Genomic DNA, 20,094 nt, shown 5'->3' with positions numbered 1-20,094 from the left:
TTTAGATAAAAAATAATCAAACAACTTATTTCCGACATTTTTATGTTGACGCGTTTAATAATCTATGTAGAATGCGTCGGTGTTGAGAGGGGAGTGGTTAACTAACTACCCAATTGGAAGTGCGAGTATAGCTAAGCTGCTCGAAGCAAGAATGCGACAAAGTCGTGTTAGTGCTAAGTTAAAAAACGGTTTATGGAACGCGAGTATAGCTCAGCTGGTAGAGCGCGACCTTGCCAAGGTCGAGGTCACGAGTTCGAACCTCGTTACTCGCTCCAACTTCTTAAAGAAGTCGGCGGAATGGCAGAGTGGCCATGCAGCGGATTGCAAATCCGTCTACCTCGGTTCGACTCCGGGTTCCGCCTCCATTTTCAACACTCCACATGCGAAAGCAGCCCGATGCCCGGGTGGTGGAATTGGTAGACACAAGGGATTTAAAATCCCTCGTCAGTAATGACGTGCCGGTTCAAGTCCGGCCCCGGGCACCATTGATTTTAGAATCAATTTGATGCGAGTATAGCTCAGCTGGTAGAGCGCGACCTTGCCAAGGTCGAGGTCACGAGTTCGAACCTCGTTACTCGCTCCAAATTGGTTTTTGCTGCAACGTAGAAACCCGATGCCCGGGTGGTGGAATTGGTAGACACAAGGGATTTAAAATCCCTCGCTAGTAATAGCGTGCCGGTTCAAGTCCGGCCCCGGGCACCACTTATTTGAGTTAAGCCTCACAAAAAGCCATTGGCAGCGAGTATAGTGCAACTGCTCGAAGTAACGTTTGGTTACTAAGCTAAAAAACGGTTGAAATGGAATGCGAGTATAGCTCAGCTGGTAGAGCGCGACCTTGCCAAGGTCGAGGTCACGAGTTCGAACCTCGTTACTCGCTCCAATTTTTAGAAAAAATAATTAACAACTTGGTATCACCAAGCCAGAACTACTAACTTTAATAGTTCGAAGCAATTATTTATCCAGCTTCATTATGAAGACATTGGCGGAATGGCAGAGTGGCCATGCAGCGGATTGCAAATCCGTCTACCTCGGTTCGACTCCGGGTTCCGCCTCCATTATCGAAAGATAATACTCTCCACATGCGAAAGCAGCCCGATGCCCGGGTGGTGGAATTGGTAGACACAAGGGATTTAAAATCCCTCGTCAGTAATGACGTGCCGGTTCAAGTCCGGCCCCGGGCACCACTTTATATCAAATTTAATTCCTTATAATTCTAAGCATATTTTTAGCTAAATTTACTTTGCTTTGCATCATCTGATGTTTTAGGATCAGACTCACGATGGAATACAAGTTTAACACTTTGAAAAACGCACTGATTTTTACTTTATTACTGGTTTTCAGTAAGGCTATTCTAGCCGTTGAAGTGACCGACCTTTATCAATATAAAGCGGTAGTTGATGATAAATCTCAAGCGCAACAACGCCGAGCAAACCGTGTTGGTTTTATTGGTGTGCTTGAAAAAGTATCCGGTCGCAGTATTGATAAATCACACCCAGCAATTGGTGATGCGTTTAAAAACCTGTCTCGCTTTGTACTCAAATACGAGTATGAAGAGTCTTTATACCAAACGTATTTAAACATTCGTTATCAGCCACAATTAATCGACGGCGTACTTAATGAGATGGAAATCCCGATTTGGGGTAACCGCCGACCGCTGACGTTAATTTGGCTTGCAATTGAAGAAGACGTGCAACGCTCATTAGTCACCAAAGAAGACTACCCACAAATTTTTCACTTACTCGATACCAATAGTAATAATGCGGGCTTACCGATTGTTATGCCGTTACTTGATCTTGAAGATCGCATGAATTTAACGGTTACAGATGTGTGGGCTAACTTTCCGCAGCAAATTTTAAATGCGTCGCGTCGTTACGAACCCGAAGTAATTGTGTCGGCAAGGCTGTATCAACGCGAGAATGTATGGCATTTGGATTGGCAGTTTACCAACCAAGGCACATTCCAATTACACCAGCTTAAGGGTGACAAACTCACGATTATCGGAGAGCTTGTTAGTAGTATTTCAACGCAAATCGCCAAGCAGTATGCATCACTTAGTGAAACTGAGGTTACCAGCAGTGTGTCAGTGCGCTTTTTTGGTGTAAAAGGCATTAAACAGCTTGAGGCATTAAAAACTCGCTTACGTACGCTTACCCAAGTTGATGAATTAGATATAAGTTTCCGTCAAGGGGAACGTGTGGATTTAGTACTATATCTTAATGCGCACGTAGATAGCTTGAAAAAAGCGCTACAATTGGATTCACAATTTGAGATTATTTTTGATCCATTTAGTCATCAAAGTACACAACAACTTGAGTATCAATGGCTAAGCCAGTAATGAGTGAATATCAACAAATGGCGTTGCCGGTAACATTGCCGGACGACGAAACATTTATGAGCTTCTTTGGCGGTGAAAATTCCCATGTTGTTAAACAACTAGAAGTGGGGTTAACACAACTTCAAACAATGCCATTTAATTATGTGTACTTGTGTGGTTTTTCTGACTCAGGTAAATCACATTTACTGTATGCAACGTGTATTCGCGCACAGGAGCTCGGCTTATCGTGTTTTTTGTTATCTTGTAAAGATCTCGCTTGGCTTGACCCACACGTACTTGACGACTTAGAAAAGCTCGATGTAATTTGCATTGATGATATTCAGCAAGTAGCGGGCGACCCACTGTGGGAAAAAGCGCTATTTAATTTTTTCAATCGCTTCAATAGTGAAGGAAAAATGTTAGTAGTAGCAGGGGATTTACTGCCTAATATGCTTAATATTGCATTGCCAGATCTCGAATCGCGACTCAACTGGGGTACCACTTTTCAAATCCGCTCTATGAGTGATGATGATAAAGCCGAAGCGTTAGTAAAACGTGCGAAAATGCGTGGCCTAACACTTACTGAAGAAGCAACACGTTTTTTATTGTCGCGCGTTAGTCGTGATATGCGTGCGTTACTGGATATTTTAGATAAGCTTGATCATGCTTCAATTGTTGAACAGCGCAAGCTTACCATTCCGTTTATTAAGTCTATTTTGGATCTTTAAAGCATGAGCATGTTTTGAAAAATCGTGCTCATGCTTACTTAATTTATTACACAGGTATCGTGCGAGCGAAACGCAGCAAAGACTGTGTTGAAAATCAAAATATAAACCCGCTATCTATTAAATCTTCCGCTTAGTTCTAAATTGTTTTTTATCGCAATATACGACCACTAAATTAGTGCAATCGAAATAAGCCTAAAAAAACCACCTAAAATTAACAATAACGTGCCTTTTTAACCATTATCGCTCTAGTAAAAACAATTGTTTTTCGGGTATCATAATGGGCTAATTTTTATTAAAAAATGTTACGTTAATCGATAGTTAAACGTTACGAGAAATCAAGCTAACTCAATGTAATATTGAGCTGGTTGGCAAAAACGAGTGAAAAGCCCTTATGAATTTAGAAGCAATCTTGGCTGAAGCCCTTGAAGCTGTTGAGAAAGCCAGTGAAATCGCTCATTTAGAAGATGTGCGCGTAAATTACTTAGGTAAAAAAGGCGAAATTACTAGCCTATTAAAAAGCCTAGGTAAAATGGACCCAGAAGAACGTAAAACTGCAGGTCAGGTAATTAACCAGGCAAAGCAGCAAGTTCAAGAAAAAATCAATGCGAAGCGCGAAGCGCTACAAGAAAAAGCATTAGCAGAGAAGCTAGCAAAAGAAACTATTGATGTGACGCTACCGGGTCGTACTCAACCGACTACGGGCCTACATCCTGTAACACGTACTATCGAACGAATTGAAAGCTTTTTTGGTGAGCTAGGTTTTGCTGTTAAATCTGGTCCGGAAGTGGAAGACGATTTCCATAACTTTGACGCGTTGAATATTCCTGAGCATCACCCAGCACGTGCTGATCACGATACCTTCTATTTTAATCCAAAGCTGGTATTGCGTACGCAAACAAGTGGTGTACAAATCCGTACTATGGAAGCAGAGCAACCACCACTGCGTATCATTTCACCGGGTCGTGTATACCGTAATGATTACGACCAAACGCATACGCCAATGTTCCATCAGGTAGAAGGCTTGATGGTTGATAAAAACGTAAGCTTCACAGAGCTTAAAGGGATTTTGCACGATTTCTTACGTAACTTTTTTGAAGAAGATATGGAAATCCGTTTCCGTCCTTCGTACTTCCCATTCACTGAGCCATCAGCAGAAGTGGACGTGAAAGGTAAAAACGGTAAATGGTTAGAAGTATTAGGCTGTGGCATGGTTCACCCTAATGTACTTCGCTCTGTTGGCATCGATCCTGAAGAATACACAGGTTTCGCATTTGGTATGGGCGTTGAGCGCTTAACCATGTTGCGTTACGGCGTAAATGACTTACGTGCATTTTTCGAAAACGACTTAAAATTCCTAAACCAATTCAAGTAAGAGTGAAGTAACAATGAAATTTAGTGAAAAGTGGCTAAGAGAATGGGTAAACCCAGCAATTGATACTGATGCACTTTCTGAGCAGCTGTCGATGGCAGGCCTTGAAGTGGATGGTTTAGACGCCGTTGCCGGTGATTTTACAGGCGTTGTTATTGGTCAAGTGGTTGAATGTGGCCAACACCCAGATGCAGACAAATTACGCGTAACTAAAGTCGATGTTGGCGAAGACGAACTACTTGATATCGTTTGTGGTGCTGCAAACTGTCGCCAAGGTTTAAAAGTAGCGGTTGCTAAAGTTGGCGCGGTATTACCGGGCGATTTTAAAATTAAGAAAGCAAAATTACGCGGTCAACCTTCTCACGGCATGTTATGTGCGTTCGAAGAGTTAGGTATGGCTGAAAGTTCAGACGGCATTTTAGAGTTACCTGAAGACGCAGTAATTGGCACAGATATTCGCGAATACTTCGGCTTAGATGATGTGACTATTGACGTTGATTTAACGGCAAACCGCAGTGACTGTCTTGGTATTAAAGGTCTTGCACGCGAAGTTGGCGTATTAAACAGCCTTGACGTTACTAACGTTGAAATTACGCCGGTTACACCGACAATTGATGACAAAATTGACATTGAATTAGTTAATCCTGAGTCATGTCCTCGTTATTTAGGTCGTGTAATTAAGGGCATTAACCTAAATGCTGAATCACCACTTTGGATGGTTGAGAAATTACGTCGTAGCGGTATTCGTTCAATTGATCCTGTTGTTGATGTAACAAACTACGTATTACTCGAACTTGGTCACCCAATGCACGCGTTTGACTTAAACGCAATTGAAGGCGGTATTAAAGTACGTAACGCAAATCCAGGTGAAGAGCTTGTATTACTTGACGGCAATACGGCAAAGCTAAAAGAGAACACGCTGTTAATTGCTGATGACCAAAAAGCACTTGCGATGGCTGGTATCTTTGGTGGTGAGAAATCAGGTGTTACCGAAACAACACACGATATCTTATTAGAAAGTGCTTTCTTCAGCCCGTTGGCAATTGCAGGACAAGCGCGTAGCTACGGTTTACATACGGATGCATCGCACCGTTATGAACGCGGTGTTGATTACAAACTTCAGCATGACGCAATGGAGCGTGCAACCCAACTATTACTTGATATTGTTGGCGGTGAAGCCGGCCCTGTAGTTGAAGCTGTATCACAAGCGCACCTACCAAAAGCTAAATCAGTGACATTGCGTCGCGCACGTTTAGACCGTGTAATTGGTTATCATATTGATGATGCAACGGTAACAAATATTCTTACTCGTTTAGGTCTAACAGTTAGCTTTGAAAATGACACATGGCAAGCTGATGTACCAAGTTACCGTTTTGATATTTCAATTGAAGAAGACTTAATTGAAGAAGTAGCACGTGTATTTGGTTACAACAATATTCCAAATGTAGCACCAACAGCGAAATTGGCGATGACAGATCACCAAGAAGCCGTGCTGCCGCTTAAGCGTTTTCGCAATGAATTAGTAAGCCGTGGTTACCAAGAGGCAATCACCTACAGTTTTGTTGACCCTAAAGTACAAAGCTTGCTACACCCAAGTGCTGATGCGCTGGTATTACCGCACCCAATTTCAATTGAAATGTCGGCAATGCGCGTAAGCTTATTACCAGGCTTATTAGGCTCTGTGGTATATAACCAAAACCGTCAGCAATCACGTATCCGCCTATTTGAATCAGGCTTAAAGTTTGTTAAAAACGATGCCGCTGAAAATGGTGTTGAGCAAACGCAAATTATTGGTGGTGTGATTTACGGTAACACGCATAACGAACATTGGGGTATCGCATCAACACCAGTCGACTTTTTTGATGTAAAAGGCGACGTTGAGGCACTATTAAACCTAACTGGTGATATGGCGAATATTTCGTTTGTTGCTGAGCAAAATGAAGGTTTACACCCAGGTCAATCAGCTTCGATTATAAGAAATGGTAAAAAAATTGGTTACTTAGGCTGTATTCACCCAGAAATACAGTCTAAACTAGGAATTAACAATCAAGTTTTTGCCTTTGAAATCGAGTTGTTAGGTTTAGAAAACCGTGTATTACCTGAAGCGGTTGAGGTTTCTAAGTTCCCATCTAACCGACGCGATATTGCGATTGTTGTTAAAGATTCGGTAAATGCTGGTGATATTTTAGAGTCAATTAAAAAAGTTGGCGGAAATCAACTAGTTGACCTAAACTTATTCGACGTGTATAAGGGCAAAGGAGTTGAGGCTGATCACAAGAGTTTAGCGATTGCATTAACACTGCAAAATTCAGAGCGAACCCTTGAAGAGAAAGACATCAACTCAATTGTAGACTTAGTGGTGGCCGAATTGGCTGAACAATTTAACGCATCGTTGAGGGACTAGATTATGGCGCTTACAAAAGCCGACATAGCTGAACACCTATTTGTAAAACTGGGTATTAACAAAAAAGACGCTAAAGACCTTGTCGAAAGCTTTTTTGAAGAGATTCGTACTGCACTAGAAGCAGGCGAGCAAATTAAGCTTTCTGGCTTTGGTAATTTTGATCTTAGAGATAAGAAAGAGCGTCCGGGGCGCAACCCTAAAACGGGTGAAGATATTCCAATTTCTGCACGCAGAGTTGTTACATTCCGCCCAGGTCAAAAACTGAAGACACGCGTAGAAGTTGGTACCAGTAAAGACTAACCAAGCGTATGTATGAAGCCAATTCGAAAAAGCCTGCTTAATGCAGGCTTTTTTATTTGCTCTTTACTAGGGTCTGTTGACCTTTTAAGTTCGTTTTTGCAGCAGTTTGATTGGGTTTTATACAAGGCAGAGGCTGCGTGGCATAGTTATTCTATGTGAGTCAGCCGATAACACAGTAGAAAAGCCAATCAAGCGCTGCCAAATGGTTCTTTTGAGCGCACTTTTCTCATTGTTGCTCGATATTTGCTTAGATTACTAGGCCACACATCGAGCGCCACGATAAAAGCACGCTCAAAAAGAACAAAAATAGAACAGCAAAGGTCAACAGACCCTACAAGCAATCGAATTTTACTTGATGTAAAAACCTTATCGTGGCGACGTGAAATTACCGTCTTCAATACGCGATAGGGTATCTGCCGCAAGATTTGCGAGCTCACTTAATGATTTACCTTGATTGGTAAGCTCATATTCAAGCGGTGCTAAGTCAATATTTTGCACGCCGGCTTCTTTTGCTACTAATGCCCAAATATAAGAAAGCTTATGCTCTTCCATTTGATAAAACATATTTGTCAGTGCAGTGTAGATTTCTGGCTTGGCTTCGTTGCCAGCAGGGTTTAACTCAAGCGCATGGTAAAGCTTATCTATTGCCAAATCGCTATCAAACTTAGTGTAGTAAGTTGCTAATTTGTATTGGAATTCAGATGTTTCTAACTCACGTTTTTCATCCATTGCAATCAGTGATTGAATAGCGCCTTCATCACCATTTCGTGACCAGTGATAGAATAGCAGGTGTGGATATTGTGAATTTCGTGTCTCTTTCGATAAACGGTTTATCTCTTTTAGTGCAGTGAGGTGACCATTTACGCGCGACGTTGTTTTTTCTTTTAGTTTAATGTGTTCAATGCTAGCTGCTAACTCAACACATTTCGCATAATCGTGAAATGCGCTGAGTAGTTTGTATTTAGTTGCATCATCAGGCGTTTTGGATTCTGCATAACGCCCTAAAATAACGTCGGCACGCTCGGTATTACAATGGCTGTCGGTATTAAGATCGGCGCAAAACTGGCTATTTTCGTCACAAATTTCACGAATACTTTTGGCATTGTCGCAGCCAACGAGAAGAGAAAGCAAACAAAGTGCAGATAGTTTTTTTAACACAATTTAATGACATAACTACAATAGGATGTTCTAAGCTTAGCGAATCCTTTGCTTAAATGTAATAGTGCATTGGTCATAATTCGCATAAATTTGTTTTCGCTCAAGGGGATTATCGGTACACGGCAAAAGTCTGATATTGAAATGGTGGAAAAAACAATGTTTTTCAATTAGAATGCACGCGTCTAAAGCACTTCTCACAATTAACGCTTTAGGCTATCCGTTCAAAATTTTACGTTTAGGTAGACAAAATGACCTCATCTCACGAGCAAGATTATCTGAATAGCTGGCAGGAACGCCAAGACTTCGCTGAAAGCATGCAACCAATTATTGGTAAGCTTTACCGTAACCGTGGCATCGAGATTGCCATCTACGGTCGTCCACTAATTAATGCAAGCACAATTGACGTTATTAAAGCACACAAAACTGTTGCACAATTTGAAGACAGCAAACTACGTCTTCGCGAAAGCTTCCCGTTTTTAGAAGCTATCGACAAAATGGAACTGACTTCAGCACGTATCGATTTAGGTAAACTAGCTTATGCTTATATCTATAAAAATGCGGGTGAAGGTCGTTCAATCGAAGAGTACCTAGCAGCAGAACTAGCTGAAATCCACAATAAAGAAGACAAAATTGAACCGCGCGACGTAGTCCTTTACGGTTTTGGTCGTATCGGTCGTTTATTAGCACGTCTTCTAATCGAGAAAAGTGGTCCTCACACAGATTTACGTTTACGTGCAATTGTTGTACGTGGCGGTAAAAAAGGCGACCTTGAAAAGCGTGCAAGCTTATTACGCCGCGATTCAATTCATGGTCCTTTCAACGGTTCAATCACTGTTGATAATGAGCGTAATGCAATTAAAGCAAACGGTAGCTACATTCAAGTTATCTACGCTAACTCGCCAAGCGAAGTAGATTACACGCAATACGGCATTGAAAACGCACTTGTAGTGGATAACACCGGTATCTGGAAAGACGAAGATGGCCTTGGTCAGCATTTAGCGGCAAAAGGTGCGTCAAAAGTACTTCTTACAGCACCAGCTAAAGGCAATATCAAAAACGTTGTTTACGGCGTAAATAACAAAGATATCCTGTCTGAAGATACAATTATCTCAGCAGCAAGCTGTACAACAAATGCGATTACGCCAACGCTAAAAGCATTAAATGACAAGTTCGGTATTAAGAACGGTCACGTTGAAACAGTTCACTCGTACACGAATGACCAGAACTTAATTGATAACTATCACAGCGCTGAGCGCCGTGGCCGTGCTGCGGCACTTAACATGGTTATCACGTCAACGGGTGCTGCAAAAGCAGTATCTAAAGCATTACCAGAGCTTGAAGGTAAGCTTACAGGTAACGCTATTCGCGTACCGACACCAAATGTGTCAATGGCAATTCTTAACCTTAACCTTGAAACTGCAACATCAGTTGAAGAGTTAAACGAATTCTTACGTGAAACGGCTCTTTACTCAGATTTACGTGATCAAATCGATTACACTGCATCTACTGAAATCGTATCAACTGACTTAGTTGGTAGCCGTTATGCAGGTGTTGTTGATTCACAAGCAACGATTGTTGATGGTGATCGCGTAGTACTTTACGTTTGGTACGATAACGAGTTTGGTTATAGCTGTCAGGTTGTTCGCTGTATGCAAGATATGGCTGAAGTAACACACCCAAGCTTACCTCGTTAATCTAATTTTTTATCTAAAAGCCGGCCATTGTGCCGGCTTTTTTATTCAATTACTCGCATATTGTTTCAGCCCACTCGTTATTTTGATAGGCTTAAAGCTATTGTGCGTTAGGGAACACAGTTTATGAGAATTACAAGCCAATTCGATAGCGGTAATATTGAGGTACTTAGCCTTGAAAACCGTGAAGATATTCAATTAAAAATTAAAAATGACAACCAGTCTGAATTTTTCCAGTGGTTTCACTTTAAATTAGAATCACAAATTGATTTATTACATCGTTTGACGATTGTTGATTTAGATAAATCAGCGTACCCAGAAGGGTGGGTTGATTACCAAGCAGTTGCATCGTATGACCGTCAAACATGGTTCCGAGTACCAACTAAGTTTGAAAATAACCAATTAGTTATCGAGTTTACACCAGAGTGCGAACAAGTATATTTCGCATACTTTGCTCCATACAGTTATGAGCGTCACCAAGACTTACTTTCTTGGGCGCAATCACACGAAAGCTGTACTATCGAAACATTAGGTGAAACACTTGATGGCCGCGATATTAGTGTATTACAAATCGGCGAACCTGCTGACGATAAGAAAACAATTTGGATGATCGCCCGTCAGCACCCTGGTGAAACCATGGCAGAGTGGTTTATTGAAGGTGTGCTTCACAAATTATTGGATGACGAAGACGCACACGCCGCTGCACTATTAAATAAAGCGGTTTTCTATATTGTGCCAAATATGAACCCAGACGGCAGTGTACGTGGTCACCTTCGTACTAATGCGGCGGGCGTTAACCTAAACCGTGAATGGCAAACACCATCAATCGAAAAGAGCCCAGAAGTGTATTTTGTACGCGAAAAAATGTTCGCTACCGGTGTTGATATGTGTCTTGATGTACACGGCGATGAAGCGATTCCGTTTAACTTCTTTGCGGGCAGTGAAGGCATTCCACGTTACGATGCGCGCTTAAAAGACCTAGAAGATTGCTTTAAAGCGGCGATGTTTGTTACTACACCAGAATTTCAAGATGAACACGGTTATCCAAAAGATGAACCAGGTCAGGCAAATTTAACTGTAGGTTCTAGCTGGGTGGGCCAAGAATTCAATTGTTTGTCTTACACAATTGAAATGCCATTTAAAGATAATAATAATTTACCAGATGTTGATTACGGTTGGTCAGATCGCCGTTCGTATTCATTTGGACAAGACACACTTGCGGCAATCGTAAGTGTGGTAGATAAACTACGATAATAAAAATAGGGGTGCTTATACCAATTCACTTAAATAGCTGATCATTTTAGCGGGTTAAATATTATGTTAACTGCGTTTGAATTTATCAATGTAGAACAACTACATAAGAAAAATTCCGCCTTGTTATCATTTCATTTCTCCAGCGCTACTTCTGATCACATACTTAACAGAATTGGTATTGCTGCCCAAAAAAATAATAACAAGAGGAACAAGTTGTGGAAGCATTTGGCAATTTTTTAGATATGCTAGATGGTATGTTAGGGAGTGCCTTTTGGTTTCCTTACGTGCTACTAGGGGTTGGTCTATTTTTTACCATTTACTTAAAATTTCCACAGGTGTTGTATTTTAAACACGCCTGGAAAATTGTAAGTGGTAAATACGATAAAAAAGAACACGAAGGTGATACAACGCACTTCCAAGCGTTAGCAACAGCACTTTCAGGTACCGTGGGTACGGGTAACATTGGTGGTGTTGCACTGGCAATATCAATTGGTGGTCCAGCGGCGCTTTTCTGGATGTGGATGACTGCGTTTTTCGGTATGACAACCAAATTTGTTGAGGTAACGTTATCTCATAAATACCGTGTTAAAACAGAAGACGGCACTATGGCCGGTGGCCCAATGTACTACATGGACCGTCGCTTAAATATGAAATGGCTTGCGGTACTGTTTGCAATCGCAACCGTAATTAGCTCATTTGGCACAGGTTCACTGCCACAAATCAATAATATCGCCCAAGGTATGGAAGCAAGCTTTGGTCTTGAACCTATGCTAACGGGTGGCGTTTTAGCAATTTTATTAGCACTGGTTATTTTAGGTGGTATTAAACGTATTGCGGCAATTACTTCACGCGTTGTGCCATTTATGGCAGCCGTTTATATCATTGGTGCGTTTGGCGTAATTTTTTATAACATCGAAAATATCGGCCCTGCATTTGCCTCGGTATTTACTAATGCCTTTACGGGTTCTGCAGCAGCAGGCGGCTTTATTGGTGCGTCATTTGCCTATGCGTTTAACCGTGGTGTAAACCGTGGTTTATTCTCAAACGAAGCAGGTCAAGGTTCTGCGCCAATTGCCCACGCTTCAGCGAAGGCGGATGAGCCAGTATCTGAAGGTATGGTGTCAATTCTTGAACCGTTTATCGATACAATTATTATTTGTACGTTAACGGGTCTTGTAATTTTATCATCAGGCGCGTGGACAGAAAAATTTGATACACGTTTTGAACGTACCAGCATGGAATTCATCGATGGTACATATCATGAGCGTGTTGATGCGCAGCGCAACGAACTTTACGCGTATTTAAATGGCGGTGAGTCAAGCGTTAAGCCGTTTAATGGTACGCTAAATGTTGTTGAAGGTAAGGCTGTAAATCAAAACTTTACAGTGTTACACAATCGCTCAGTGGGTGAGAAAATTCGTTTCTTACTTGATGGCGACCACTTGCATACTGGTACAATTGTTATCAAAAAAGGTAAAATTGTTGATAAAAGCATCGTTGTTAAGGGTAAGTCGCTTGTACACTCAGCAGAGCTAACAACGCTTGCATTCCAGCGTGGCTACTTTGGTGAAAACGGTCAATACATTGTATCGATCGGTTTATTACTATTTGCGTTCTCTACGGCAATTGCATGGTCTTACTATGGTGACCGCGCAATGACCTATTTACTAGGAACTCGTTCAGTAATGCCTTATCGCGTATTTTATGTCGCAGCGTTTTTCTGGGCATCATTTGCAGACACCACTTTAGTGTGGAAATTGGCGGCAGTTGCCATTGTTGTAATGACCTTACCTAACTTATTCGGCATTATGTTGCTGCGTAAAGAAATGAAACAGTCAGTAGATGACTATTGGGTGAAGTTTAAAAAAGACAACAGCCAAGAAAAAGAGTAAAATAGAAGGCGCCTTAAGGCGCCTTTTTTATTAGTTTAATGGAGCAGTAAATGGCGAGGATAAGTTGTCCAGCGTGTAGCAAACCGATTTCCGATAAACATAAAGTATGTCCACATTGTGATACTGCTGTAGCAGGGCTTGATGATCATGAAAGAGCCAGGCTCGCCAGTCGTCGTTACGTTAAGCGTAAGCAAGCGCTGCTCAATCAGTCATTTGTTGCATTGATTATTTTCTTAGGCGGCTTTTTGTACCTTTACTCACGAGAGCCCGCTGCAGATAGCATTGAACAAATGACAACCTATGGCGCCATTGCCGTGGGTTTTATCTGGTACCTTATTAACCGTATTCGCATCATTTTATTGAAAAAGTCTTAGCATGAACATTGAACACTTAGTTAACACCTTAACACCAGAAATTTTCGAACGCCTTGAGTACGGCGCTGCAACCGGAAAGTGGCCAGATGGCACGCCACTGTCTGATGAGCAACGAGAGCAAACTGTTCAGCTAGTGATGTTGTACCAAGCAAAAGTAGCTAAAACCAATGAACAATTCACGATTGGTGAAGATGGCCAGATGGTGCAAAAGTCAAAAGCAGAATTAAAGAAAGAATTCAGTCCTAAAAATGAGATCGCAAGGTTCGCGCAAGATGATATTTAGTAGTTTATTCACGCCGAAATGGAAAAGTAAAAAAGCATCAGATCGTTTATTAGCAATTAGCCAACTTGATGCCAATAAAGTAAAAGATAATACAATCTTAAACCAGTTAGCTAATAATGATGACGACGACAAGGTTAAGATTGCAGCATTAAAACGCATTAATGACATTAGTTTATGGTGGCAAACATATAAACAAGAAAACAGCCAGCCAGTTGTTAGTGCAGCTGAAAAAGAAATTTTTAATCAGCTTGAACAAAAAAAGCCAACTAACGATGAACTTGAGTTACTGGTAAAACGTTGTGATAAAACCCAACAATTAGAAGCGTTACTGCCACTAGTAAACGATTTTAATGTGCAAGTTTCGTTACTAAAGCGCATCGGTAAAAAGCCGTTAATCACAGATTTCTTTGCTCACGCCAGCGATTCGCAACAACTGGAGTTAGTTCCAGTTATGCAACAATATCAATTAGATAAAGCATTGTTAAAGCATGCAAAACCAGCACTTGCTGAACAACTAAAACAACAAGAAGAAACGCGTAAACGCGAAGCGCTTAAACCAATCGAGGTGAATAAGGCGAGTACATTAGTATTGGCTAAGCTAAACGCATTGCGCGATAAGTTTGATTTTGTAAAGTGCGATACCGAATACAAACAACTTGAAGCCCAGTGGCAGCAGCTTGAATTAGATTACTTAGACGATAAGCAAAGTGTGGTTGCTAAATACCAAGATATTACGGCAAAAGCACAAAAGCATTTAGTTGGTTTAAAAGCCAAGTTTGATGAAGAGCAAGCGGCTAAGTTAAGACAAGATAAAATTAAGTCAGTAAAGCAAACAAGCGTAAGCTTGAAAGAATGCGGTGAAAATGCGCTAGATGCGCTATTGCTTGAACCTACAGCTGATAATGTATCAGCACTTGAAACGTCATTATCAGCAATGAATGCGCATCAAGCAGAGCTAGATAGCTTATCACAAAGCGACAGTGACTTTACTAAGTTCACTCAGCGTTTAAAAGCACAATGTGCTGAAATAAAAGATGTTATTGAGTCATTGCCTGCGATTGCTGAGCAAGTTAATTTAGGTAAAGCATTAATTGTTGCAAGTGACTTACAAGGGCTTGATGAAGCGCAAGAAGCTAAGTCTCAGTGGTATAGCACCACGTCAGATATGCTAAAACAGTTACCAAAACCGTTATTGCAAAACTATCAAAAGCAAATGCGCGAAATGGATAAGCACTGGAAAGCCTCGCATCAAGACCTGCTTAAAGAGGTTAAATCGCTACAACAGGATGTAACGAAACAGCTTAAAGATATCAAGCGTTTAATTGACGCTGGTCGCTACAAGGTGTGTTTTGGTATTTTTAAAGGTGTACAAGAAAATATTGAAAAGCTACCTAAGTCATCACAACAAAAGCTTGAAGCAGAATATCAACTTGTTGATCAAGAATTAACGAAGGTAAACGAGTGGCAACGTGAAATTAGTTTGCCGAAACGCCATGAGTTAATTGAAGAAGTTAAGCAGAAAATTGCACAAAATGATGTAGATATTGCCGAGTTAAGCCAATGGATTAAGGTAGCACGTAAACGTTGGAACGAACTTGGCTACATTGCAACGGATGAAGAAAAAACGCTAGATGAAACTTTTAATCAACAGTTAGAAATCGCGTTTACGCCGTGTCGAGAGCACTATGCTGCACTTGAAGCCGCTCGCGAACAAAATGTTGTGACACGTAAAAACCTGATTGTGCAATATCAAGCGTTAGCAGATAGCGTAAGTACGCTAACACTAAAAGAGGTAGAAAAGCAGTATAAGCAGCTTAAGCAAAATTGGCGCAATGCAGGCGAAGTCGATAACAAAAATTATAAACAGCTGCTTGCAGAGCTAAAACCGATTGATAACCAAATATTTGCGTTTATTAAAGCGGCGTATGCGGTTAATGCAGATACAAAAGCGAAACTCGTAAAAGAGGCTGAAGCCTGTTTAACAGACGATAATATTGAAAACGTGATTGAGCAATTAAAGTCATTGCAACAACGTTGGAAAGATATCGGTTTTGCCGGTAAAAAGCTTGAAAACCAGCTGTGGAATGAGTTTAGAGCAGTTAATGATCGTGCGTTTTCATTGCGCGACAGTGAGCGCCAAGCCAAGCGAGAGCAGCAAGACGAGAAACTCGTTTCACTGCAAAGCGAGTTCACGCGCATTACACAAGACGTTGAGTTAGATAATGTAGAGTCGCTAACAAATGCAATTTCAGCGCTAGCGAATTTACGTGATGAACTGAAGCAGGCTTATTTACTGAAATCTCAGTTATCAAATGAGGTAAGCAGTACGTTGACAGAGTATGCTGCAAAGCAAGAAGTACTCAAAAACAGTAAAGATAAAGAAAAGTTAATTTCACTGTTTGAACAACTTGAACAAGGTATTGTTCCTCCGTCTTGGCAACAAAAAGTACCTAGCGAGTTAACGCGCCAGCAAATTACGATTCGTATTGAATTGTTAAACGAAATGGGCTCTCCAGAATCTGATGATGCGGTACGACTGAGTGAACAAGTAACATTGCTTCAAGAAAAAGTGAATGGTGCAGCGTTAGATAATGAAACCCTGTTAAAGCAGTGGCTTAGTAAAGGTGAAATCGACAGTGAGTCGTTAGCGCTGTTAGCACGCATTAAACCAGCGTTTATATAATGGACTTTTAACTCTAAAAATTGAGAAAAGCCCGTTTTAAAAAGCCACATAAGTGGCTTTTTTTATTGCCATTCCACTGTAGTTAACCAGAAGCAGAGCGGTGTTAGTACTTAGCTATTTAGACTTCGTTTATTCACATATTAGTTAAATAGTACGCAAGTTAAAAAACGTTAGAAAATGATCGTTATTTTCGACTGTTGCTGAGCTTTTTCTTTAGCCTTTTTAATTCGTCTTGTTGCAAGTCGATCAAATCCCTGTACTCTTCCTTGATTTGCTTGCGTTTGGCTTTTACCTCTCTTTTTAAGGCTGTTTTGTCTTCTTTTGACATGTGCTTATTGAGCTGTGTTTTTAATTGTGCCAGCTCATTTAATCGCGCCTGTTTCAGAGCACTTATTTTATGCTCAACCCCTTTTATGTCGGATTTAATTTTCAGTACATGTTGTTTTTGGGTGTAGCGATCGATAGTGTCTTTTTTTGCGAATGGCTTAGAGCTGGTGTTAACCGCTTTCAATGTCAGTGTTTGTTGTTGATGTTTCGATTCACATGGAAATTGACTAAAAGTAATGCCGTTTTGTGTTGTGCATTTATAGTAATCCAGCGCTGAACATGTGAATGGAATAAAGAGTAGGGTGGTGAGTAGCTTCATTGCGATTCCCTCATAATCTAGTGACATCCTGTCTCGTCACTAGATTATAGAAAGAGAATAGCTATTGCTCAAATTGCTTTAATTTCTTCAGGCTTTGCACTAAAAATGGCACTTCAAGGTGACTATCAATCGCGAATCCTTGCTGTGCTGATACTGTTTCATGTTTACCGTCAGACGTAAGTAAGGTTAGTTTATCTTTTTTATAGATAAGTAAGGTATTGCCACTAATATTCACACCTGTGTCGCTACCATTATACAGGTTGTTACCTAACGTCGTATTTTGCACGTTTTGGCAATCAAACGTGTTGGCAAGCACGGTTGTAATCACATCTTGTGGTGTAATAATGCCTGCAGGTGTAATGTGCTCAGCTGTATAAAGAGTTGATTTTGACCACGCATCTTCTTCGCTATTTGCCAGAGAAAATGCAAAATCTACAACGCTATTTTTAATGGTTGCAAGCTCGTCTTGTGTTTTCACATAGTGAACCGTTAAGCTGGCGTTTTCATCTTCTGCTAAGCGCGGAAGATTAATAAACGATGCATTAACGCTATTGCTCCATGCTGGTAAAATCCCCTGTGCACGAATCACTTTTTGATAGTAACTTGGCAAGCCATAAACCAGGTTGAAAAGTGATTCACGCTTATTTGCTGGCTGATAAAAGTTATCTGTGGTATCAAGCGCTTTGTCGCTTAAATACTGATTTAATAATGCCTGGTTATCAAACACTAATATTTCTGCAGAAGCTGAATTTGTATTACAGGTTAGCGGCTGGTTTGGCGCAACATAAGTTACTTTTTCATTGGCAAAGCTAACATTTTGCGCTTCTTTGTATTCGTCTAAATCGACAAGTTGGTAACGTGCTAATAAACTTTTCGCTGTGGTTGGGTAAGAAAGCGGTAAAACGTTATCTTGCTTGGTGATATCTAGCTTAACATTCGCATCAGCCCAAATATGAAGCAGGTGACTGGCGACAAAGGCAACAATAAATACCGGAGAGATATAACGACGAAACGGTTTTTGTCTTAATTCTGTGAGGTGTCGCCACGTAAAGTTACTGGCAACGAGTTCAAAAAACAAAATGACAAAAATAATGCCGCCCGCAATAAATAGCGAAAGGCTAGGATTAGTAGAAATTGTGTCACTGATCAAGGACACAATCTGTTCAAATACCTGCGGCGACAAATGATAGCCAAGTTGAAAATAAACATAGGCGTCTAATGCCAGAAGCGACATGGTAAAGGTTGCAATTACTGCAGCCATGCCCCGAATATGCCGCGGGTATGGAAAAATAAGACTGAGCGGAAAAATTGTCAGCACAAAGCATAAAAATGTCAAAAAGCTAATGTGACCTAGCCAGTTTAACAACAAGAATACTTTGCCGCTAAACGTCATCGGCATTGGATCTGAAATTAAATAGAGGCTACTCACAATCAATGCAAATAAAATATTTGCAAAGGTGAACCAGTGGCCCCAGCTCAACAGTTTTGCCGCTTTAGACGAAAACGCTTGTTGTGATGACAAATTCATAGCGTTACTTTACAGAGTCTTTTAATGCTTGTGTAAAATTATCTATTAGGGCTTGTCGTTGTGCTGCTGGCACTTTTTCATTAATGATATGTGAAAGTGTATTGCCAAGACTCATTAGGCTTAAATCTAATGGCGCTTTGTGGGCTACAAGGGTTTTTAAAAGGTCATCAACAAGATTTTCTACTTGCTGGTCTGAATATTTTGATAAGATAGGCATCAATTAAGTTCTAATTTTATAAAATTACTCATATTTTAACATTTGAGGCGCGAAAAACAAAGATGACAGTGCAAGTAGAAAGACTCGTCGTTCACTATGTCGACAAAAAAGACGAAACAGTTGAAATTCATCTTCGTAATGATGAAATGCCAGTCAACGATAAGGTTAATGTGTTTATCGATCAGTTACACCATGCCTACAACGGTAAGCCAGGAAAAGGCTTTTGCGGTTTTAGTCCAGAGAAAAACGGCGTGGTAAGTTCGAGTATTCAAAGTTATCGTCAAGGTGAAATGCATTTTTATCATTTAACTGAACAGGCTGCCGAGGTTTTAAAAGAAGAATTAAACAAATACGCGTTTAATGAAACGGGTTACCTTATTTTTTGTCACTACCGTTTTGTTGCCGACGACTATGTGATGATTGCATTGGTAAATGTAAAAGAGCATTACTCGATTAACCAAGAGCTCGACCTTACTTCGTCGCGTCATTTAGATATCGCGAAAATGCAGTTAGCGGCACGTATCGATCTTAACGGTATGGCAACAGCGCTTGAAGACAACCGTTATATTTCATTTATTAAAGGGCGTGCAGGGCGTAAAGTTGCCGATTTCTTCTTAGACTTTCTAGGCTGTGAAGAGGGGATTGATGCGCGCCAACAATCGCAAGCTATGTTATCGGCGGTTGAAGACTATTTATCGGATAGACAATTTGATAAAACCGAAAAAGATGACTTACGCAAGCAAGTTTTTGATTATTGCTCAGACTGTGTTGCTACTGGCAGCGATGCTGACGTATCACAGTTATCAAGCACCATAAGTAAAGATGATGAAGTAAGCTTTGATAGCTTTTATAAAGAGCAAGCCTACGATTTAGAAGAGTCATTCCCAGTTGATAAAAAGACGGTAACGTCTATGGTGAAATTTTCTGGTCAAGGCAGTGGTGTAAGTGTGAGTTTTGAGCGCAAGCATTTAGGTGAACGTGTTTTATATGATAAGTACAGCGACACCTTAACCATTAAAGGAACTCCACCTAACTTGAAAGACCAATTAGAGCGTTTCTTTGAAGAAAACTAACGTGAATAAGTTTTAACTCGATCTGCCAGATTTGATTTACAGAGCTGAATCAAATCTGGCAGTGAATAGCCGATTTGTGCCAACAACTGCCATTCGTAACGCCTAAATAAACGGCGAAAAATAGTAGGCTAAAATAAGCGACGGAGGAGCGCAAGCCTACTGTTTTGCGTCCACGGTTTA

The 20,094-nt window shown here is 40.7% G+C and carries 16 protein-coding genes and 8 tRNA genes; 20 read left to right on the top strand and 4 right to left on the bottom strand.

The genetic code is table 11. The features are described from left to right. The first annotated feature begins 199 nt into the window (after window positions 1-199). From PSPO_RS08150 to ihfA, 13 genes are all read left to right on the top strand, one after another. Window positions 200-275, top strand: a tRNA-Gly gene (locus PSPO_RS08150). A gap of 16 nt (window positions 276-291) precedes the next feature. After that, window positions 292-365: transfer RNA gene (locus tag PSPO_RS08145), tRNA-Cys, on the top strand. 33 nt (window positions 366-398) lie between these two features. Then, window positions 399-485 (top strand) — tRNA-Leu (locus tag PSPO_RS08140). A gap of 22 nt (window positions 486-507) precedes the next feature. Next, a tRNA-Gly gene (locus PSPO_RS08135) sits at window positions 508-583 on the top strand. 32 nt (window positions 584-615) lie between these two features. Beyond that, window positions 616-702: transfer RNA gene (locus PSPO_RS08130), tRNA-Leu, on the top strand. Window positions 703-804: 102 nt separating this feature from the next. Beyond that, a tRNA-Gly gene (locus PSPO_RS08125) sits at window positions 805-880 on the top strand. Window positions 881-981: 101 nt separating this feature from the next. Then, window positions 982-1,055: transfer RNA gene (locus PSPO_RS08120), tRNA-Cys, on the top strand. Window positions 1,056-1,097: 42 nt separating this feature from the next. Next, a tRNA-Leu gene (locus PSPO_RS08115) sits at window positions 1,098-1,184 on the top strand. 95 nt (window positions 1,185-1,279) lie between these two features. Further along, window positions 1,280-2,335 (top strand): DUF2066 domain-containing protein, encoded by a 1,056-nt coding sequence (locus tag PSPO_RS08110; RefSeq protein WP_010559931.1) that lies wholly within the window; start codon window positions 1,280-1,282, stop codon window positions 2,333-2,335. Then, entirely contained in the window at window positions 2,335-3,042 is a 708-nt protein-coding gene (hda, locus tag PSPO_RS08105; protein ID WP_010559932.1) for a DnaA inactivator Hda, read from the top strand. Before PSPO_RS08110 ends, hda begins: the two co-directional genes overlap by 1 nt. A 391-nt stretch (window positions 3,043-3,433) precedes the next feature. Beyond that, window positions 3,434-4,414: a phenylalanine--tRNA ligase subunit alpha gene (gene pheS / locus PSPO_RS08100; protein WP_010559933.1), complete on the top strand. Its 981-nt coding sequence runs from the start codon at window positions 3,434-3,436 to the stop codon at window positions 4,412-4,414. Window positions 4,415-4,427: 13 nt separating this feature from the next. Next, a complete protein-coding gene (pheT, locus tag PSPO_RS08095) occupies window positions 4,428-6,815 on the top strand; it encodes a phenylalanine--tRNA ligase subunit beta (protein ID WP_010559934.1) in 2,388 nt (795 codons plus the stop codon). 3 nt (window positions 6,816-6,818) lie between these two features. After that, entirely contained in the window at window positions 6,819-7,115 is a 297-nt protein-coding gene (gene ihfA, locus PSPO_RS08090) for an integration host factor subunit alpha (protein ID WP_010559935.1), read from the top strand. A gap of 366 nt (window positions 7,116-7,481) precedes the next feature. On the opposite strand, the gene PSPO_RS08085 is transcribed toward ihfA, so the two are convergent. Further along, window positions 7,482-8,273, bottom strand: a complete 792-nt coding sequence (locus tag PSPO_RS08085; protein ID WP_010559936.1) for a DUF2989 domain-containing protein — start codon at window positions 8,271-8,273, stop codon at window positions 7,482-7,484. Between the two features lie 248 nt (window positions 8,274-8,521). Here PSPO_RS08085 and PSPO_RS08080 point away from each other — a divergent pair, with 248 nt between their 5' ends. The 6 genes from PSPO_RS08080 (at window position 8,522) to PSPO_RS08055 (ending at window position 16,450) form a co-directional block, all read left to right on the top strand. After that, window positions 8,522-9,967: a glyceraldehyde-3-phosphate dehydrogenase gene (locus PSPO_RS08080; RefSeq protein WP_010559937.1), complete on the top strand. Its 1,446-nt coding sequence runs from the start codon at window positions 8,522-8,524 to the stop codon at window positions 9,965-9,967. 123 nt (window positions 9,968-10,090) lie between these two features. Continuing rightward, window positions 10,091-11,218: a M14 family metallopeptidase gene (locus PSPO_RS08075; protein WP_010559938.1), complete on the top strand. Its 1,128-nt coding sequence runs from the start codon at window positions 10,091-10,093 to the stop codon at window positions 11,216-11,218. A 215-nt stretch (window positions 11,219-11,433) separates the two neighbouring features. Then, entirely contained in the window at window positions 11,434-13,110 is a 1,677-nt protein-coding gene (locus PSPO_RS08070; protein WP_010559939.1) for an alanine/glycine:cation symporter family protein, read from the top strand. Window positions 13,111-13,160: 50 nt separating this feature from the next. Then, the gene (locus PSPO_RS08065) at window positions 13,161-13,484 is read left to right on the top strand and encodes a hypothetical protein (protein WP_010559940.1); all 324 of its coding nucleotides are present in this window, start codon (window positions 13,161-13,163) and stop codon (window positions 13,482-13,484) included. 1 nt (window position 13,485) lies between these two features. Then, window positions 13,486-13,767 carry a YeaC family protein gene (locus tag PSPO_RS08060; protein WP_010559941.1) on the top strand — a complete coding sequence of 94 codons (282 nt, stop codon included), beginning with the start codon at window positions 13,486-13,488 and terminating at the stop codon, window positions 13,765-13,767. Further along, entirely contained in the window at window positions 13,757-16,450 is a 2,694-nt protein-coding gene (locus tag PSPO_RS08055) for a DUF349 domain-containing protein (RefSeq protein WP_010559942.1), read from the top strand. The genes PSPO_RS08060 and PSPO_RS08055 overlap by 11 nt, the downstream gene beginning before the upstream one ends. 184 nt (window positions 16,451-16,634) lie before the next feature. On the opposite strand, the gene PSPO_RS08050 is transcribed toward PSPO_RS08055, so the two are convergent. The 3 genes from PSPO_RS08050 to PSPO_RS08040 all read right to left on the bottom strand — a co-directional run bounded on the left by PSPO_RS08050 (window position 16,635) and on the right by PSPO_RS08040 (window position 18,841). Continuing rightward, complete coding sequence (locus tag PSPO_RS08050) at window positions 16,635-17,096, bottom strand: hypothetical protein (RefSeq protein WP_010559943.1); 462 nt, start codon at window positions 17,094-17,096, stop codon at window positions 16,635-16,637. A gap of 61 nt (window positions 17,097-17,157) precedes the next feature. Then, complete coding sequence (locus PSPO_RS08045) at window positions 17,158-18,624, bottom strand: DUF3413 domain-containing protein (protein WP_010559944.1); 1,467 nt, start codon at window positions 18,622-18,624, stop codon at window positions 17,158-17,160. Between the two features lie 4 nt (window positions 18,625-18,628). Continuing rightward, window positions 18,629-18,841, bottom strand: coding sequence for a YejL family protein (locus PSPO_RS08040; protein ID WP_010559945.1), 213 nt, complete (start codon window positions 18,839-18,841; stop codon window positions 18,629-18,631). 62 nt (window positions 18,842-18,903) lie between these two features. On the opposite strand from PSPO_RS08040, the gene yejK reads away from it, so the two are divergent. Further along, a complete protein-coding gene (yejK, locus tag PSPO_RS08035; protein ID WP_010559946.1) occupies window positions 18,904-19,914 on the top strand; it encodes a nucleoid-associated protein YejK in 1,011 nt (336 codons plus the stop codon). The last annotated feature ends 180 nt before the right edge of the window (window positions 19,915-20,094 follow it).

The sequence above is a fragment of the Pseudoalteromonas spongiae UST010723-006 genome (assembly GCF_000238255.3).
GTDB lineage: Bacteria > Pseudomonadota > Gammaproteobacteria > Enterobacterales > Alteromonadaceae > Pseudoalteromonas > Pseudoalteromonas spongiae.
Note: the sequence above shows the minus strand (reverse complement) of the source record. Positions and strands in the feature narration are given on the sequence as shown.

Coding starts and splice junctions, on each gene's coding strand:
- PSPO_RS08110 (WP_010559931.1), top strand. CDS start 1,280: ATGGAATACAAGTTTAACACTTTGAAAAACGCACTGATTTTTACTTTA.
- hda (WP_010559932.1), top strand. CDS start 2,335: ATGAGTGAATATCAACAAATGGCGTTGCCGGTAACATTGCCGGACGAC.
- pheS (WP_010559933.1), top strand. CDS start 3,434: ATGAATTTAGAAGCAATCTTGGCTGAAGCCCTTGAAGCTGTTGAGAAA.
- pheT (WP_010559934.1), top strand. CDS start 4,428: ATGAAATTTAGTGAAAAGTGGCTAAGAGAATGGGTAAACCCAGCAATT.
- ihfA (WP_010559935.1), top strand. CDS start 6,819: ATGGCGCTTACAAAAGCCGACATAGCTGAACACCTATTTGTAAAACTG.
- PSPO_RS08080 (WP_010559937.1), top strand. CDS start 8,522: ATGACCTCATCTCACGAGCAAGATTATCTGAATAGCTGGCAGGAACGC.
- PSPO_RS08075 (WP_010559938.1), top strand. CDS start 10,091: ATGAGAATTACAAGCCAATTCGATAGCGGTAATATTGAGGTACTTAGC.
- PSPO_RS08065 (WP_010559940.1), top strand. CDS start 13,161: ATGGCGAGGATAAGTTGTCCAGCGTGTAGCAAACCGATTTCCGATAAA.
- PSPO_RS08060 (WP_010559941.1), top strand. CDS start 13,486: ATGAACATTGAACACTTAGTTAACACCTTAACACCAGAAATTTTCGAA.
- PSPO_RS08055 (WP_010559942.1), top strand. CDS start 13,757: ATGATATTTAGTAGTTTATTCACGCCGAAATGGAAAAGTAAAAAAGCA.
- PSPO_RS08050 (WP_010559943.1), bottom strand. CDS start 17,096: ATGAAGCTACTCACCACCCTACTCTTTATTCCATTCACATGTTCAGCG.
- PSPO_RS08045 (WP_010559944.1), bottom strand. CDS start 18,624: ATGAATTTGTCATCACAACAAGCGTTTTCGTCTAAAGCGGCAAAACTG.
- PSPO_RS08040 (WP_010559945.1), bottom strand. CDS start 18,841: ATGCCTATCTTATCAAAATATTCAGACCAGCAAGTAGAAAATCTTGTT.
- yejK (WP_010559946.1), top strand. CDS start 18,904: ATGACAGTGCAAGTAGAAAGACTCGTCGTTCACTATGTCGACAAAAAA.